The following is a 16,370-nucleotide window of genomic DNA, read 5'->3' on the forward strand; positions in this document are numbered from 1 at the left end:
GTCACACCGGGTTAGGCCATCCGGCACAATGACCCCCGACACGGGCGGGGCGAGGACCGGAGGCGCTGTGCAGGGGCGGGACGTGGTCGTGGCCGGGCGGACGACGGAGATGTGGGAGCGGCTGTTCCAGCCGACCGAACGGTGGGGCTGGGAGTTCGTCAAACCCGTGCCCGCGTCGGTCAGCCCGGAGGCGAACACCCCGCCGGTGGCGGAACAGGTGTACGCGCCGCAGGACTACCAGCTGCGGGAAAAGCGCAGCAAGCGGGCGTGGCTCGGGCTGCTCGGCTACGTCGTGCTGGCCTTCGTGATCTCCTTGATGGCCGCCGGCATGGTGAACGCGGTGGCCAAGCAGGTCCCCGTCGCCGTCGAGGTGACGGGCTGGGTCGTGCTCGGCATCGGCGTCCTCCTGGCGGTCTTGAACCTCCTCCGCACCCGGCGCCGGTTCAGCGTGATGAAACGCGACTACACCACGCGCTACAACGCCGCCGTCGAACGCTACAACCAGGCCTACACCTCGTGGCAGCAGCGCGTCGCCGACCACGACCGGCGGGAGGCGCAGCGGGTGGCGGCGGCGATGCGCTGGTACCCGATCCAGCTGACTTCCCGCCCGGCCCGGATCGACGTCTTCGGCGGCACCGAGGACGGCTGGGCGAGCCTGCTCATGACCGTCGGGTCGACGCAGCTCGCCGCCGGTTCGTCGGTCTTCCTGCTCGACTTCACCGACCTCGCGGTGGGGGACAACCTCGCCGTCGCGGCGGCGGGCAAGGGCTACGCCGTCGCCGTCCAGGAGCTGCCCCGCGACCTCGCCGAACTCGGCATCATCGCCGACCTCGACGCCACGGAGCTGGCCGAGGTGATCGCCGAGACCATGCACACGATGAACCGCACGCAGTTCGGCGCCGACCTGCGCGGGCTGCACATCGACCTGCTCACCGCCGTCGGCGAGCGGCTGAGCGGCCCGCCCACCTTCGCCAAGGTCGTCGCCGGGCTGCAGGTGTTCCGCCGGGTCTACGACGCGGGCTCGGACGACACCCTTTCGCCGGACGAAGTGCGCAAGCTCAACTCCTATGTGGACACCGTCGGCAGCACCGAGCAGACCCGCAACGAGCTCCAGGCGCTCGAGGGCGAGCTGCGCGGGCTGGCCCGGGCGGAACGCGCGTCGGAGAAGCAGACGACGGCGGGCTTCCGCGCGCTGTGGCCCGTGCGGGGGTACTCCGTCGTCGCGACCCGGTCCAAGACCGGCCGGCACCGCCGGCTCGTCGAGCACCTCGTCTTCCACCGCACGCTGCAGGAGCTGCACACCCGCGAGTCGACCGGCCGCGAGACGCTGATCGTCGCGGGTGCCGACCAGATCGGGCTCGAATCGCTCGAGGCCATGGCGCGCCAGGCGCGCCGGGCGGGCGTCCGGCTGATCTTCCTCGTCCAGCACCTGCGCGACGACATGCAGAAGCTGCTCGGCGCCGCGGGCACGGTCACCCTGCTGATGCAGCTCGGCAACGGCGACGAAGCGAACAACGCCGCGGAGTTCATCGGCCGCGGGCACAAGTTCGAGCTGTCGCAGCTGACCCTCCAGGTCGGGCGGACGCTGACCCACGGCACCGCCTCGACCGAGGGCGGCTCGGTGGGCATGCAGCGGTCCCGTGGCTACACCTACGGCGGGTCGTCCGGGGGCTCGACGGGGCCGGGCGGCTCGAGTTCGAGCTCGAGCAGCTCGTGGAGCACCACGAACACCACGACGCACAGCCGGGAGCAGAACTGGTCGGAGACGGTCTCGCAGTCCGAGGCCGACTCCGAGAACCGCGGGATCACCGCGGCTCGCGTGTACGAGTTCGAAGTCGAGCCGACCGCTCTGCAGGGGCTCGCGCCGACGGCGTACGTGATGGTCGAGAACGGGTCGTCGGGCCGGCGGGTGCTGACCGGCGACTGCAACCCGGGCACCGTGCTGCTCGACCGGGTCGCCGATCGCCCCCGCATCGGCTGAGGGCCGCCGTGCTGGAGGGGTTCGCGTTCCACGACCTGCTGGCCGTCCCGCGCGGCGACGACTTCGCGGCGGGGGCGGACCGGCCCGACGAAACCGGCGGACGCTCGCCGGCCCAGCTGTTCGCCGCGCTGTCCGCGGCGCACGCCGACCTGCGGTTCCGCGGCCCGGACGCGGCCTTCGCGGTGGCGTGGGAGCGTCCGGCGGGCAGCCGCGCGCTGCGGGTCCTGGTCGGGGGCCGGCCGCACTCCCCGGTGGCGCGCGCGAAGGAGGACGGCGTCGTCCCGGTGCTGTACCCGCCGGGTGGGCTCGGCCGGGCGGCCGACACCGCGGAGATCGCGCAGCGGTGGGCGGCGCTGCCGTCCTGGACCCGCTGCGCGGGCGGCTCCGATCCACTGTGGACACCCCAGTCCGGTGCCGAAGCGCCCGGCCGGGGCGGGTTCGACGACTACGTCGCCCACATGCCCGGCGCGTTCGCCTGGCTGGTCGTGGCGGAACCGGTGGGTGCCGAAGCGATCGAACGCGAGCTGCTCGGGCTGGAGACCACGATGCCGCGGCTGCGGCAGCGGGAGAACTCCGAGCCGGACCGGATCGCCTTGCTGCGCGCGGAAGGCCGCTTCCGGGAGCTCTCGCGCGCCCAGCCGGCGGGCCTGTGGAGCGTGCACGTGCTCGTCGGCGGCCCGGACGAGGCGGCGACCCGCGCGGCGGCCGCGTTGCTGTGCAGCGCCAGCGACCTCGACGCGCTGCCGTACGTGCTGACGCCGGGCACCGACTGCGCCGGGTTCGCCGAAATCTGGGACAAACCCGTGGAAAACGGCGCCCTGAGCTCGCCGTTCCGGGCGACCGGCGAGCTCGTCGCGGCGATCGCGCGGCCGCCGCGGCGGGAGCTGCCGGGCATCCGGATGACCGAGCCGCCGCTGTTCGACGTCACGCCCGAGTACACCGGCGACGTCCCGCTGGGCACGGTGCTCGACGACGCCGACCGGCCGGTCGGGGAGTTCGGCGTCGCGCTGGACACGCTCAACCGGCACACGTTCGTCGCCGGCGCCACCGGCTCGGGCAAGTCCCAGACCGTGCGGCACCTCCTGGAGGGCCTGCACCGCGCCGGGGTGCCGTGGCTGGTGATCGAGCCCGCGAAGGCCGAGTACGCGGCGATGGCGGGCCGGCTGGGCGCCGACGGCCTGGTCACGGTGATCCGGCCCGGCGACCCGGCGGCCTACCCCGGCGGGCTGAACCCCCTAGAACCCGTCGAAGGCTTCCCGCTGCAGACGCACCTGGACCTCGTCCGCGCGCTGTTCCTGGCCGCCTTCGACGCCGACGAGCCGTTTCCGCAGGTCCTGGCGCAGGCTTTGACCCGGTGCTACGCCGACCAGGGCTGGGACACCGTGACCGGGCAGGTGCGCGGGCGCGTCGGCCCGGTGAAGTACCCGAGCCTCGGCGACCTGCAGGCGACCGCGATCGAGGTGGTCAAGGGCATCGGCTACGGCAAGGAGGTCGCCGACAACGTCCGCGGCTTCGTCGACGTCCGGATCGGCTCGCTGCGGCTGGGCACGCCGGGCCGGTTCTTCGAGGGCGGGCACCCCTTGGACGTGGCGGCGCTGCTGCGGGGCAACGTCGTGCTGGAGATCGAGGACATCGGCTCCGACGCCGACAAGGCGTTCTTCATCGGGGCGGTGCTGATCCGGCTGTTCGAGCACCTGCGCGTCCACCACCGGCACGGCGCCCGCGGGCTCAAGCACGTCCTGGTGCTGGAGGAGGCGCACCGGCTGCTGAAGCGGGCCGAGCCGGGCAGCCCGGCCGAGCACGCGGTGGAGCTGTTCACGTCGCTGCTGGCGGAGATCCGCGCGTACGGCGAAGGGATCGTCGTCGCCGAGCAGATCCCGGGCAAGATCGTGCCGGACGTCATCAAGAACACCGCGTGCAAGATCCTGCACCGCCTGCCCGCCGAGGACGACCGGCTGGCGGTCGGCGCGACGATGAACCTGAGCGAGGCGCAGTCCCGCCACGTCGTGACGTTGCCGCCGGGCCGGGCCGCGGTGTTCACCGACGGCATGGACCGGCCCCTGCGGTTGCGGATGCCGCTGAACGAAGGCGCCGAGGACACCGCACGGGTGTCGAAGTCGCCGCCCGTGGTGGCGCGCCGGAGTGCCGCATGTGGACGGTTGTGCGCGGCCTCGCCGTGCACGCTGGGCCGGATCAGCGAAGCCGCGCACCGGGCGGACGCCGACCCGAAGCTGGTGCTGTGGCTGGAATTGCTGACGGTCGCGCACATCACCGGCCGCCGGGCCCCCGAACCGGACCGGGGCTGGCTCGCCTCGCTGCGGCGTTCGTTCGACGATCAGACGCTGGAATGCGCGGTGGCCCACCGCATCCAGGCCGCGGTGGACGCGCGTTACGCGGGCATCGCGGAGTACAACGCGCCCGGCGAGTTCATCGCGCACCTGGCGGCCAGTGCCACGCGCACGCTGAACGGCGAGCCGGGCTGCGCGTTCCCGGAAGTCCGCTGGCAGGCGGGCACCTACCGCTGGTTCGACGTCAAGAGAGCGTTGAAACCCCGGGAAGGCCCGGACGACACACCGCACCCGGCAACGGAATCGTGGGCGGCGCGCGGCCTGGTGCTGGAGGGCCGCACCCGCGCCGAGCAGCTGGCCGAGCTGCTCGACCGCCCCGAATGCTGGCGCGACGACGACCCGACGGTGCTCGGCGCGGTTCGGCCGACGCCGATCGACACCGCGGTCCGGAAGCTCAGCCGGGAGCCGGACCCCGGGAAGCGGCTGCTGCACGCGGCCGGGTTCTTGAACCTGCCCAACAGCTGGGCGGTGGCGGTGCTCAAGCTGGGAGGGGGAGCCCGATGAGGGAAACCGGCGAAGTCTCCGGCGCGTCCGACGAACCGGAGGAGGTCAGGCGGGCCGAGGGCATGCAGGAGGCCGACGACGAAGAGCTCGAGGCCCGGGAGGACGTGCGGGCCGACGTCGCGGTGGAGGTCGTGAACACGGTGGGCGGCGAGATCGCGGCCGCGATCACCCCGGTGGCGCGGGATCTCTACGAGAACCGGGAGCACTGGAAGATCCAGGCGGACGCGGCGCTCGCGAAGCTCGAGCGCAAGTTCGGCAAGAAGAGTGAAGAATGAACGAGACGAGCGAAGCGCCGGAGAGTTCCGAGGATCCCGAGGGTTCCGAGGGTTCTGAAGCCGACGACCCGGGCCAGGGCGCCGAGGAGCCGGAATCGGCCGACCGCAGCGGCCCGCAGGAAGCCGACGACGAGACGGAGTCGGCCGACTCGGCGGACGGTCCGCCCCCACCGGACCAGGCGGACGACGCCGACAATCCGCCGGCGGCCGATCACCAGCAGGACGGCGAGCCGCCCAGCGCGGGACCCCAGGAAGCCGACGACGAAGCCGACGACCCGGACGACAGCGAGGCCCCGTCCGCGCAAGCCGAGGAAACCGGTGATGCGGAAGCCGAGGAGCCCGAGGCAACAGAGCCTGACGCGGCTGAGGCCGAGGGTGGGGAGACCGAGGCGGCGGAGACTGAAGCCGCGGAGACCGAGGCGGCCGAGACTGAAGCCGCGGAGACCGAGGCGGCCGAGACTGAAGCCGCGGAGACCGAGGCGGCCGAGACTGAAGCCGCGGAGACCGAGGCGGCCGAGACTGAAGCCGCGGAGACCGAAGCGGCAGAGTCTGAGGCGGCGGAGACCGAGGCGGCGGAGACCGAAGCGGCGGAGACCGAGGCGGCGGAGACCGAAGCGGCAGAGTCTGAGGCGGCGGAGACCGAGGCGGCGGAGACCGAGGCGGCGGAGACCGAAGCGGCGGAGACCGAGGCGGTGGAGACTGAAGCGGCGGAGTCTGAGGCGGCGGAGACTGAAGCCGCGGAGACCGAGGCGGTGGAGACTGAAGCGGCGGAGTCTGAGGCGGCGGAGGCCGAGGCGGCGGAGACCGAGGCGGCGGAGACCGAGGCGGCCGAGGCTGAGGCCGCGGATACCGACGCCACCGAGACCGACGCCACTCGGACCGACGACACGGAAACCGGCGCGGACGATGCAGCTCGAAACGATGCCGAAAACCCGGACTCGGCCGACAATCAGCCGCCGCCCGAGGATGATGAGCTTGAGTTGGAGCTGAAGCCGCGGGGGCCGGGGTGGGAAGGCAACTGGTCGTCCCCTGAGGCGAAGCCTCAGAGCGAGCAGGCCGCCGCGTCGCAGGAAACTGTGGTCACCACTGAAACCGAGGCGAGCGGTGAGGCTGCCGGGCAGCAGACTGAGCGCCAGGCCGAGCAGCAAAGCGAGCGCCCGGCCGAGCGTGGCGACGAGGCAGCCGAGCGCCAGAACGAGCGTCGCGACGAGGCAGCCGAGCACCAGAACGAAGCGGCCGAGCGTCAGAACGAGGTCGGCGAGCACCAAGCCGAGCGTGGCGATCAACCCTCCGAGACCGAGGCCGCCGAGCAGCGGGAACCCGAGGCGCCCAACCCCTTCAGCGGCGATTTCGACCCCAAGACCGGCGAGCTGGCCCTCGACCGCGACGCCCCGGACAAGCCCGAGCAGGCCCCGCGCGAGCACGAAGCCGGCGATGCCGCCGCGGGTCCGTGGAACACGGACTTCGACGACAGCGAGGTCGTCGCCCGGTACGACGACAAGGACGGCTGGGAGGTCGGCCCCGATACGCCTGCCGAGCGCGAACAGCGGATGGAGGACCTCGCCGAGAAGCTCAAGGGGGAGCAGACGGTCGCCGAGAAGCTCGCCGAAGACGGCGCCGATCTCGCCGAGCCCGGCGTGAAGCTCTGGGAAGCGGCGCAAGCCAAGAACGAAGCCAAGGCGGAGCCCGCGCACGAGCACACCGTGACCACCCAGGACCACCCGCACTTCGAGCCGGCCGAGTCGCAGGCCTCCACCCCCGACATGATCGGCTCCGTCGCCATGACCGGGGTGGCGCTTGCGGCCATGGCGCGCCAGTGGCTCGCCGATCGGCGTGGCGGCGCGGCCGCCCCCGACGAGGACGACTGACTAGATGTACTCGGAGATCTCGACGCCGTACGTCCCCGGCTCGAGGGCTTCGAAGATGTGCGGGACGTCGCCCGGATACGAAATGTAGTCGCCGGGGTTCAGCTCCTCCGGGGCCTCCTGCACGCCCACCCGGGCGCGGCCCGCACACAGCACGATGTGCTCCATCACGCCCGTCATGTGCGGGTCGGACCTCCGCGGCGTGCCGGGTTCCGCTCGGATGAGGTACATGTCCCGCCGCGCGGACGGGGGACAGGCCGACAGCAGCGTGCACGCGTAGTCGGCGTGCTCGGCGAACACCGTCGGCCCCTTGCCCGCCCGGATGACGCGGACCTTGGGCCGTTCGGGCTCGACCAGCCGGGAGAACGGGACGTCGAGGGCGACGCCGAGCGCCCACAGCGTCTCGACGCTGGGGTTGCCGGTGCCGGACTCGAGCTGGGACAGCGTCGACTTGGCCAGGCCGGCGCGGCGCGCGACCTCCGTCAGGGACAAGCCCGCGCGGGTCCGTTCGCGGCGCAGGGACGCCGCGATGATCTCCAGGGGCGCGCCCGTCGTTTCCTGCGACATTGCTGTTCGCTCCATCGGTCGTTATGTTCGCCTTGACGAACGCGAGAGCCTGTGTTCACTATAGAACACATGCGTTCGATACGGCGAACACTCGATCGGGCCCTCGCCCGTGACATCGGCCTGGTCTGTCTCGCCGATTGTCTCGTGGGGGTTTCCTACGGCGCCATCGCGGTGAGCTCCGGCTTCCCGCTGTGGCTGCCGATGCTGATGTCGCTGCTGGTCTTCGCGGGGGCGTCGCAGTTCATGTTCATCGGGATCGTGGCCGCGGGCGGCAACCCGTTCGCGGCCGTGCTGGCCGGCCTGCTGGCCAACGCGCGGCACCTGCCGTTCGGCTTCGCCGTCGGCGATGTCGTCGGGGAGCGCTGGGCCCGGCTGTTGGGCAGTCACCTGATGAGCGACGAGACGGTCGCGTTCGCCATGGCCCAGGACGAGGCCCGGCGCCGCCGCGCGGCGTACTGGGCGTGCGGGCTGGGGATCTTCGTGTTCTGGAACGCCGGCGTGCTGGCCGGCGCGTTCGCGGGGACGGCGATCAGCGACACGAGCGTGTTCGGCCTCGACGCGGCCTTCCCGGCGGTGCTCCTGGCCCTGGTCCTGCCGTCGCTGCGGGACCGCGCGGCGCGGCTGCCGGTGCTGATCGGGGTGGTGGTCGCGCTGGCCGCGACGCCGTTCCTGCCGGCCGGCCTGCCGGTGCTCCTCGCGCTGGCGGGCGTCGTGGTGGGGGCGCTGGCGAAGGAGCCGGAACTGCAGGAGGTGGGCTGATGGACGGGGTGGAGCTGCTGGTCGGCACGGCCGTGCTGGCGCTGGGGACGTTCGCGTTCCGGTTCGCCGGCCCGGTGCTGCGCAGCCGGGTGAAGCTGTCGCCGCGGGCGGAGAGGCTGATGGCGCTGGCGGCGGTGGTGCTGCTGGCGGCCCTGGTCGCGGTGAGCGCGCTGACGGAGGGCCACGGCTTCGCGGGCTTCGCGCGGCCCGCGGGGGTGCTGGTGGCGGGGGTGCTGGCGTGGCGGAAGGCGCCGTTCGTGGTGGTCGTGGTCGCCGCCGCGGCGACGGCGGCCCTGCTGAGGCTGGCCGGCGTCCCCTGACGGCGCCGCGCCGGACCGTACCGGGCCTGACGTACCGGGCCGGGCCTGAGGTGCCGGGTGGGCCTGAGGTACCAGGCCTGCGAGGTGTCGGGCCCGAGGTGCCGGGCATGGCGTGCGAGAGAAGGCATCACGCGTGATCGGGCGGGCATCATGCGTGATCAGGCGGGCATCGAGCGTGCTCGGAGGGCCATCACGCTGAAACCGAGCGATCGCCGGGCCCGCGGGGGCGCCCCCCGTTTTCCACGCTACCGGAGGCCACCGACAGTTTTGCCCCTTGCCGCGGGGGCGGCCGCGGGGCGGGGCTGACCTGCCGCGAAGGGGCCGAGCCAGTGCGTCTAGGCTGGTGGGAAGGTCTTTCGGGAGGTCGGGTGTCGTCGGAACCGCTCATCGGTGTGCTCGCCATGCAAGGTGCCGTGCGGGAGCACGTCGCCATGCTGGCCGAAGCGGGCGCGCGGGCCGTGCCCGTGCGGCGGGCCGCCGAGCTGTCCGAAGTGGACGGTCTGGTGCTGCCCGGCGGCGAGTCCACCACGATGTCGCGGCTGCTGGAGAGCTTCGAGCTGCTGGAACCCCTCAAGGCGCGGATCGCCGACGGGCTGCCCGCCTTCGGTTCCTGCGCCGGGATGATCCTGCTGGCGCGGCAGACCCTCGACGGGCGGCCCGACCAGCAGCAGCTCGGCGGGCTCGACGTCGTCGTGCGGCGGAACGCCTTCGGCAGGCAGGTCGACTCCTTCGAGGCCGACCTGGACTTCGCCGGGGTCGACGGGGACGTCCACGCCGTCTTCATCCGGGCTCCCTGGGTCGAGAAGGCCGGTGACGGCGTCGAGGTGCTGGCCACCGTCAGCGGTGTGCCCGGCGTCGACTCCGGCACCGCTAGGATCGTCGCGGTCCGGCAGGGGGCGGTGCTGGCGACCGCGTTCCACCCGGAACTCACGCCCGACGTGCGGGTGCACCGGCTGTTCGTCGACCTCGTGCGAAAGGCTGCCTGAGACGCGGTGCCCGGCCGGGGTACGGAACAGATGGAGGAGAGATGAGCGGCCACTCCAAGTGGGCCACCACGAAGCACAAGAAGGCCAACCTCGACGCGAAGCGCGGCAAGCTCTTCGCGCGGTTGATCAAGAACATCGAGGTGGCCGCCCGCACGGGCACCGGTGGTGGCGACCCGGATGGCAACCCCACGCTCTACGACGCCATCCAGAAGGCGAAGAAGAACTCGGTCCCGCAGGACAACATCGAGCGCGCCCGCAAGCGCGGCGCCGGTGAAGAGGCCGGCGGCGCCGACTGGCAGACCATCACCTACGAGGGTTACGGCCCGAACGGGGTCGCCGTCCTGATCGAGTGCCTCACCGACAACCGCAACCGTGCGGCGTCGGAGGTCCGGACCGCGCTCACCCGCAACGGCGGCTCGCTCGCCGACCCGGGCTCGGTGGCCTACCTGTTCAACCGCAAGGGCGTCGTGCTGATGCCCAAGGGTGACGCGGCCGAGGACGACGTCCTCATGGCGGTCCTCGACGCCGGTGCCGAAGAGGTCAACGACCTCGGCGAGAGCTTCGAAATCGTCTCCGAGGCGACCGACCTGGTGCCGGTCCGCAAGGCGCTGCAGGACGCCGGCTTCGAATACGAGTCGGCCGACCTGACCTTCCTGCCCTCGGTGAGCGTCCCGCTCGACGCCGACGGCGCGAAGAAGGTCTTCAAGCTGATCGACGCCCTCGAAGACTGCGACGACGTCCAGAACGTCTACGCCAACTTCGACGTCTCCGACGAGGTGCTCGCCGAAGTCGGCTGAGTTTTCCCTTGTAGCGCACCACTTTCGGGCCCGGGTCGGAAACTTTCCGGCCCGGGCCCTGGGCTCCGGCGGCCTCGTCAGGCACAATGTGCGCCGTGACCTCGACGACCCCCGCCGCTGCCGCCGACATCACCGCCGAATTGTCCGCGGAAGAACTGCGCCTCATCGAATGGATCGAGGAGCAGGCGAAGGAACGCGGCAACGCCGTCATCAACGTCGCCTCGGACGACGCAGGCGCCGGCTACTCCTTCACGGCTTGCGCGTGGGCGCTGCACAACGTGCCGGAGGCGGTCGTGGTCGGGCTGCCCGGCCAGATGGGGCAGGTGCTGCTCGACGCCTACGTCGACCGCGCCGCCAACGGCGAGATCTTCGAGGTCGGCAAGCGCTACGACGACTTCTTCGAAGGCGTCCCGGTCGTCCTCGAACGCGTCAACAAGGGCCACTACCCGGAGTACTTCGGCACGGCGTTCCTCATCTACCCGGACGGCGACTTCCCGGCGCTGCAGCTGATCGTCGCGACGCCGGAAGGCAAGTTCCCCTGGCACCCGGACGCGCCCGAGGGCTTCGCGCGGTGGCAGCCGGTGCTCACCGAGAGCGGTGACCCCGAGAGCTGGACCCCCGGGGTCGACGGCCCCTAGAACTTCCCCAGGTCGGCGGCCGCTTCCGGGTACCGCAGCGCCAGGTCCCCGGCGGCCGCGAACTCGACGCAGTCGTCCGTGTAGGGCGGCACCACGACCGTGCCCAGCAGGCTCCACTCGCCGCCCGTGACCGTGGCCTGCCACGTCCCGGCGGGCACGACGACCTGCGGGCGTTCGCCGGCGGCGACGTCGGTCCCCAGCACCGGCCGTTCGACCGAGCCGTCCGGGTGCAGCAGCAGCATCCGCGCGGGTGCCCCCGCGTGGTGCACCCACACCTCCACGCGGTCCAGCCGGTGCGGCGCGGACCGTTCGGGCGCGACGAGCAGGTAGTAGATCGCCGAGCCGGACCCGGCCCGCCAGCTCTGCGCCCACCGCCCGCCTTCGACCGGCAAGGGCTCGAGCCCCAGGTGGGTGACGAAATCCGCTGGCTCCGGCATGTCACCCATCCTGCCGCAGACGCGCCCAGTAGCCTGCAAGCTCGAACTGGTGTTCGCGGCGGGAAGGAAGAACGGGTGCGGGTGCTCGGGGTCGACCCCGGTCTGACCAGGTGCGGCCTGGGGGTGGTCGACGGCGGCAAGGGCCGGGCCGTCCGCTGCGTCGCCGTCGACGTCGTGCGGACACCGGCCGATGCCGACCTGGCCCACCGCCTGCTCGGCATCTCCGACGAGGTCGAGCGCTGGATGGACAAGTACAAGCCGGCCGCGGTGGCCGTCGAGCGCGTCTTCGCCCAGCACAACGTCCGGACCGCGATGGGCACCGCGCAAGCGGGCGGGGTGGTCGCCCTGGCCGCCGCGCGCCGCGGCCTGCCGGTCGTCTTCCACACGCCGAGCGAGGTCAAGGCCGCGGTCAGCGGCTCCGGCCGGGCCGACAAAGCGCAGGTCACGGCCATGGTGATGCGGCTGCTCAACCTGGAGGTCGCGCCGCACCCGGCCGACGCCGCGGACGCCCTCGCCCTGGCCATCTGCCACCTCTGGCGCGAGCCGATGCGGGCCCGGCTCGCCGAAGCCGAAGCCCGCGCGGCCGAAATGGCCCGCACGCACAAAGCCCGCCTCGCCGCGGCGGCGAAGCAGGCGAACCAAGCCAAGAACCCTGGAGCAGCACGATGATCTCGTCGGTACGCGGAGAAGTCCTGTGGGTCGGTCTCGACCACGTCGTGGTCGAGGTCGGCGGGGTCGGCTTCGCCGTGCAGGCCACCCCGGCGACGCTGGCGACCCTGCGCCGCGGCGAGGAGGCCCGCCTGCACACCGCGCTGGTCGTGCGCGAGGACTCGCTGACGCTGTTCGGGTTCGCCGACGCGGACGCGCGCGAGCTGTTCGGGCTGCTGCAGACGGTGTCCGGCATCGGGCCCCGGCTCGCGCTGGCCACCCTCGCCGTGCTGGACCCGGACAAGCTGCGGGCCGCGCTGGTCGAAGGCAACATCACCGTGCTCACCTCGGTCCCCGGCATCGGCCGCAAGGGCGCCGAACGCCTCACCCTCGAACTGCGCGACAAGGTCACCGCCCTCGGCGGCACCGGCGACACGCCCGCCGCCACCGCCCCCGGCGCCCTGCGCGCCGAGGTCGTCGAGGCGCTGGCCGGGCTCGGCTTCCCGGCCAAACAGGCCGAGCAGGCCGTCGACAAGGTTCTCGCCGACGGTGACGGCCACACGACCGCCAGTGTCCTGCGCGCCGCCCTGACCACCCTCGGCCGGAAGCGGTAGGCGCGGCCGTGGAGTATGAAGCGGTGGAAGAGGACGAGGCCCTCTCGGCGTGGGCCCAGACCGGCGACCGCGACGTCGAGGGCACCCTGCGGCCGCGGAAGCTCGACGAGTTCGTCGGCCAGCCGCGCGTGCGCGAGCAGCTGGAGCTGGTGCTGGAGAGCGCCCGCCGCCGCGGCGTGCCGCCCGACCACGTCCTGCTCTCCGGCCCGCCCGGGCTGGGCAAGACGTCGATGGCGATGATCGTCGCCGCCGAGCTCGGCGCGGCCATCCGGATCACCTCCGGCCCGGCCCTGGAGCGCGCCGGCGACCTCGCCGCGATGCTGTCGAACCTGGCGCCCGGCGACGTCCTGTTCATCGACGAGATCCACCGCATCGCCCGCCCCGCCGAGGAGATGCTCTACCTGGCGATGGAGGACTTCCGGGTCGACGTCGTCGTCGGCAAGGGCCCCGGCGCCACCAGCATCCCCCTGGAGATCGCGCCGTTCACCCTGGTCGGGGCGACCACCCGGTCCGGCTCGCTGACCGGCCCGCTGCGCGACCGGTTCGGCTTCACCGGCCAGATGGAGTTCTACACCGACGCCGAGCTGGAGCTGGTCGTGCGCCGGGCCGCGACGATCCTCGACATCCCGATCGACCGCGACGGCTGCGCCGAGATCGCCGGCCGCTCGCGGGGCACGCCCCGGATCGCGAACCGGCTGCTGCGGCGCGTCCGCGACTACGCCGAGGTCCGCGCCGACGGCAAGGTGACCCGCGACGTCGCCCGCGCCGCGCTGGCCGTCTACGACGTCGACGAGCTGGGTCTCGACCGCCTCGACCGGGCCGTGCTCACCGCGCTGACCAGGTCTTTCGGTGGCGGTCCGGTGGGTATCTCGACGCTGGCGGTGGCCGTGGGGGAGGAGGCGACCACCGTGGAAGAGGTGTGCGAGCCCTACCTCGTGCGCGCCGGTATGCTCGCCCGCACCCCGCGTGGCCGCGTCGCGACCGCGTCCGCGTGGGAACACCTCGGCATGGTGCCGCCCGCGGACCTCCCGGGGCGCCCGGACCAGGGCGGGCCGTCGCTGTTCGAGCAGGACTGAGCGGCCCGTACCGGCGGGTGGGTGCTGGCGTCCGCGCTGGTACCTGGCACACTTGACCGGAGCACATACCCAAAAACCGGACATTTCGGCTGGGCCCGGGTGTTCGTCGAACGGAGAATCATGCAACAGCTATTGCTGCCCCTGCTGCTCGTGCTCGTCCTCGCCGTGCCGCTGGTGATGAGCACGCGCAAGCAGAAGAAGCAGCAGGCGGCGCAGCAGGAACTGCAGAGCAGCCTGGCGCCCGGTGACCGCGTGATGACCACCTCGGGTCTCTACGGCACCGTCGCCGACGCCTCCGGTGACACCACGATCGACATCGAGATCGCGCCCGGTGTCGTCACCACCTGGCTGCGGCTGGCCGTCCGCGAGAAGGTCGAGCCGGTCGTCGAGACCGACGAGGACGCGATCGACGAGGTCGAGGAGGCTCCCGCCGAGGAGCCGAAGACCATCGAGCCGACCGCCGTCAAGGCCGACGAGCCGCAGACCACCGCTCAGGTGGCGCCGCCACTGGAGCACGGCAAGAAGTAGCCCCCGCGGCACTCCTGGGCCGGGCCGGGACTCCCGACGAAAGTCGGTACGGCCTCGCACGCCGGGCTCACGCAGCACCGAGTAGTGTCTCGGTGCTGCGTGCGTGTCCGCCGTCATACCCGTGCCCGGGAGTGAATCGCACACAGTCCCTCCCGGTAACCCTCCGGGCGGGCACCGCAACTTTGGGGTCCACCCCGTCCGAGGAGACCGAAGCACCGTGGCAGCTTCAGCCGGGCATCTCCGCCCGGGACGCTATCTCGCCCTGTTCGCCCTGATCGTGATCGCCTTGTACGCGCTGGTGTTCCTCACCGGCAACCACAAGCCGACCCCGAAACTGGGCATCGACCTGCAGGGCGGCACCCGGGTCACGCTCACCGCCCGCACCCCCGACGGCGGCCAGCCGACCCGGGAGTCCCTGAACCAGGCGCGCCAGATCATCGAGCGCCGCGTCAACGGGATCGGCGTCAGCGGCACCGAGGTCCTCCTCGACGGCAACAACGTCGTCATCACGGTCCCGGGCGAGCAGGGCGACCAGGCGAAGAACCTGGGCAAGACCGCGAAGCTGGGCTTCCGCAAGGTCGTCTCGAGCGCCACCCAGCCGGTGGTGCCGCCGCAGACGAACACCCCGCCGCCGGCCACGGGCACCCCGACCTCGGGCGCGCCGACGCCGACCGCGGGCGCGACGGGCACCAAGCCGCCGACGACCACGGCGAGCGCGCCGCCCGCCACCGCGACCGGCGGTGGCGGTGCCGCGGGTGCCCTCGCCCAGCAGCAGAGCACCACGCCGGCCGCGCCGAGCAGCAGCACCCCGCCGCCCGCGTCGTCGACCCCGGCGCCGGCTCCCGCTCCCGCGGACGGCTCGGTCGACGCCGAGACCGCCAAGGAGATCCAGGCCGCCAAGGCCCTCCGGCAGAACCCGCAGCTGATCGGCGCCGACGGCCAGCCGAACCAGGAGCTCGTCTCGAAGGCGATGGCCGCGCTGACCTGCGCGCCGAACGCCAAGGACCCCCTCGAGGGCAACGACGACCCCAAGCTGCCGCTGGTCGCGTGCGGTGACAACGACACGTACAAGTACCTGCTGGAGCCGGAGTTCCTGCCGGGCACCGAGATCGCCGACTCGACCTCGGGCTACGACCAGCAGCGCGGCCAGTGGGTGGTGAACCTCAGCTTCAAGAGCGAGGGCACCAAGACCTGGGCGGACTTCACCTCGAAGAACACCGGCCAGCAGGCCGCCTTCGTGCTCGACACGCAGGTCGTGTCCGCGCCGAACATCCAGGTGGCCATCCTCGACGGCAACACCCAGATCACCGGCAAGTTCACCCAGACCGACGCGAAGAACCTCTCGGACATCCTCAAGTACGGCTCGCTGCCGCTGTCGTTCGCGTCCTCCGACGCGACCACGGTGTCGGCGACCCTCGGCCTGGCCTCGCTGCAGGCCGGCCTGATCGCCGGCGGCATCGGCCTGCTGGTGGTCTTCATCTACTGCCTGTTCTACTACCGGCTGCTCGGCGTGCTCACCATCCTGTCGCTGGCCCTGTCCGGCGCGCTGGTGTTCGCGGTGCTGATCCTGCTCGGCCGCTGGATCGGCTACACCCTCGACCTCGCGGGCATCGCCGGCCTGATCATCGCCATCGGTATCACGGCGGACTCGTTCGTCATCTACTTCGAACGGCTCAAGGACGAAATCCGGGAGGGCCGGACGTTCCGGTCCGCGGTGCCGCGCGGCTGGGTCCGCGCCCGGCGCACCATCCTGGCCTCGGACGCGGTGAGCTTCCTGGCCGCGGCGATCCTGTACGTCATCGCGGTCGGCGACGTCCAGGGCTTCGCGTTCACCCTCGGCATGTCCACGGTGCTCGACCTGGTCGTCGTGTACCTGGTGACGCACCCGCTGGTGGCCATGGTGTCCACGTCCAAGAACAGTTTCCTGTCCAATCCGAGGCACCTGGGTCTCGGCGCCGTGCAGCAAGTGGGTTCGCAGCGTAAGAAGTCGACCTCGGTCGGCCGCGCGAACGTGAAGGAGGCCTGAC

At 72.2% G+C, this 16,370-nt stretch carries 16 protein-coding genes; 14 read left to right on the forward strand and 2 right to left on the reverse strand.

Features of this window, described 5'->3' with window-relative positions:
• The first annotated feature begins 67 nt into the window (after window positions 1-67).
• Genes H5965_RS15250 through H5965_RS15265 form a run of 4 tightly spaced genes read left to right on the forward strand, consistent with a single transcriptional unit; the run spans window position 68 to window position 6,976 of the window.
• Complete coding sequence (locus H5965_RS15250) at window positions 68-1,981, forward strand: hypothetical protein (RefSeq protein WP_310970408.1); 1,914 nt, start codon at window positions 68-70, stop codon at window positions 1,979-1,981.
• Between the two features lie 8 nt (window positions 1,982-1,989).
• Entirely contained in the window at window positions 1,990-4,833 is a 2,844-nt protein-coding gene (locus H5965_RS15255; RefSeq protein WP_310970409.1) for a helicase HerA-like domain-containing protein, read from the forward strand.
• A complete protein-coding gene (locus tag H5965_RS15260; protein WP_310970410.1) occupies window positions 4,830-5,108 on the forward strand; it encodes a hypothetical protein in 279 nt (92 codons plus the stop codon). Before H5965_RS15255 ends, H5965_RS15260 begins: the two co-directional genes overlap by 4 nt.
• A complete protein-coding gene (locus H5965_RS15265) occupies window positions 5,105-6,976 on the forward strand; it encodes a hypothetical protein (protein ID WP_310970411.1) in 1,872 nt (623 codons plus the stop codon). The genes H5965_RS15260 and H5965_RS15265 overlap by 4 nt, the downstream gene beginning before the upstream one ends.
• Here the strand turns inward: H5965_RS15265 and H5965_RS15270 are convergent, their stop codons facing one another.
• Window positions 6,977-7,540 (reverse strand): XRE family transcriptional regulator, encoded by a 564-nt coding sequence (locus tag H5965_RS15270; RefSeq protein ID WP_310970608.1) that lies wholly within the window; start codon window positions 7,538-7,540, stop codon window positions 6,977-6,979.
• A 69-nt stretch (window positions 7,541-7,609) separates the two neighbouring features.
• Between H5965_RS15270 and H5965_RS15275 the strand changes: the two genes are divergently transcribed.
• From H5965_RS15275 to H5965_RS15295, 5 genes are all read left to right on the forward strand, one after another.
• Window positions 7,610-8,299, forward strand: coding sequence for an AzlC family ABC transporter permease (locus H5965_RS15275; protein ID WP_310970413.1), 690 nt, complete (start codon window positions 7,610-7,612; stop codon window positions 8,297-8,299).
• Entirely contained in the window at window positions 8,299-8,619 is a 321-nt protein-coding gene (locus H5965_RS15280; RefSeq protein WP_310970415.1) for an AzlD domain-containing protein, read from the forward strand. Before H5965_RS15275 ends, H5965_RS15280 begins: the two co-directional genes overlap by 1 nt.
• 368 nt (window positions 8,620-8,987) lie before the next feature.
• Window positions 8,988-9,605 carry a pyridoxal 5'-phosphate synthase glutaminase subunit PdxT gene (pdxT, locus tag H5965_RS15285; RefSeq protein WP_310970417.1) on the forward strand — a complete coding sequence of 206 codons (618 nt, stop codon included), beginning with the start codon at window positions 8,988-8,990 and terminating at the stop codon, window positions 9,603-9,605.
• A 41-nt stretch (window positions 9,606-9,646) separates the two neighbouring features.
• Window positions 9,647-10,402 carry a YebC/PmpR family DNA-binding transcriptional regulator gene (locus H5965_RS15290; RefSeq protein WP_091310751.1) on the forward strand — a complete coding sequence of 252 codons (756 nt, stop codon included), beginning with the start codon at window positions 9,647-9,649 and terminating at the stop codon, window positions 10,400-10,402.
• 86 nt (window positions 10,403-10,488) lie between these two features.
• Entirely contained in the window at window positions 10,489-11,040 is a 552-nt protein-coding gene (locus H5965_RS15295) for a DUF4262 domain-containing protein (protein ID WP_310970419.1), read from the forward strand.
• Here the strand turns inward: H5965_RS15295 and H5965_RS15300 are convergent.
• On the reverse strand, window positions 11,037-11,477 hold the full coding sequence (locus tag H5965_RS15300) for a cupin domain-containing protein (RefSeq protein ID WP_310970422.1): 441 nt from the start codon (window positions 11,475-11,477) through the stop codon (window positions 11,037-11,039). The two genes, H5965_RS15295 and H5965_RS15300, sit on opposite strands and share 4 nt — an antisense overlap.
• A 75-nt stretch (window positions 11,478-11,552) precedes the next feature.
• On the opposite strand from H5965_RS15300, the gene ruvC reads away from it, so the two are divergent.
• From ruvC to secD, 5 genes are all read left to right on the forward strand, one after another.
• Window positions 11,553-12,146, forward strand: coding sequence for a crossover junction endodeoxyribonuclease RuvC (gene ruvC / locus H5965_RS15305; RefSeq protein WP_310970424.1), 594 nt, complete (start codon window positions 11,553-11,555; stop codon window positions 12,144-12,146).
• The gene (gene ruvA / locus H5965_RS15310; protein ID WP_310970426.1) at window positions 12,143-12,739 is read left to right on the forward strand and encodes a Holliday junction branch migration protein RuvA; all 597 of its coding nucleotides are present in this window, start codon (window positions 12,143-12,145) and stop codon (window positions 12,737-12,739) included. The genes ruvC and ruvA overlap by 4 nt, the downstream gene beginning before the upstream one ends.
• Window positions 12,740-12,747: 8 nt before the next feature.
• Entirely contained in the window at window positions 12,748-13,815 is a 1,068-nt protein-coding gene (gene ruvB / locus H5965_RS15315; RefSeq protein ID WP_310970428.1) for a Holliday junction branch migration DNA helicase RuvB, read from the forward strand.
• Between the two features lie 120 nt (window positions 13,816-13,935).
• Window positions 13,936-14,343: a preprotein translocase subunit YajC gene (yajC, locus tag H5965_RS15320; protein ID WP_310970430.1), complete on the forward strand. Its 408-nt coding sequence runs from the start codon at window positions 13,936-13,938 to the stop codon at window positions 14,341-14,343.
• A gap of 217 nt (window positions 14,344-14,560) precedes the next feature.
• The gene (gene secD / locus H5965_RS15325; RefSeq protein WP_310970431.1) at window positions 14,561-16,369 is read left to right on the forward strand and encodes a protein translocase subunit SecD; all 1,809 of its coding nucleotides are present in this window, start codon (window positions 14,561-14,563) and stop codon (window positions 16,367-16,369) included.
• The last annotated feature ends 1 nt before the right edge of the window (window position 16,370 follow it).

The sequence above is a fragment of the Amycolatopsis sp. 505 genome, assembly GCF_031625235.1.
Classification (GTDB): Bacteria; Actinomycetota; Actinomycetes; order Mycobacteriales; family Pseudonocardiaceae; genus Amycolatopsis.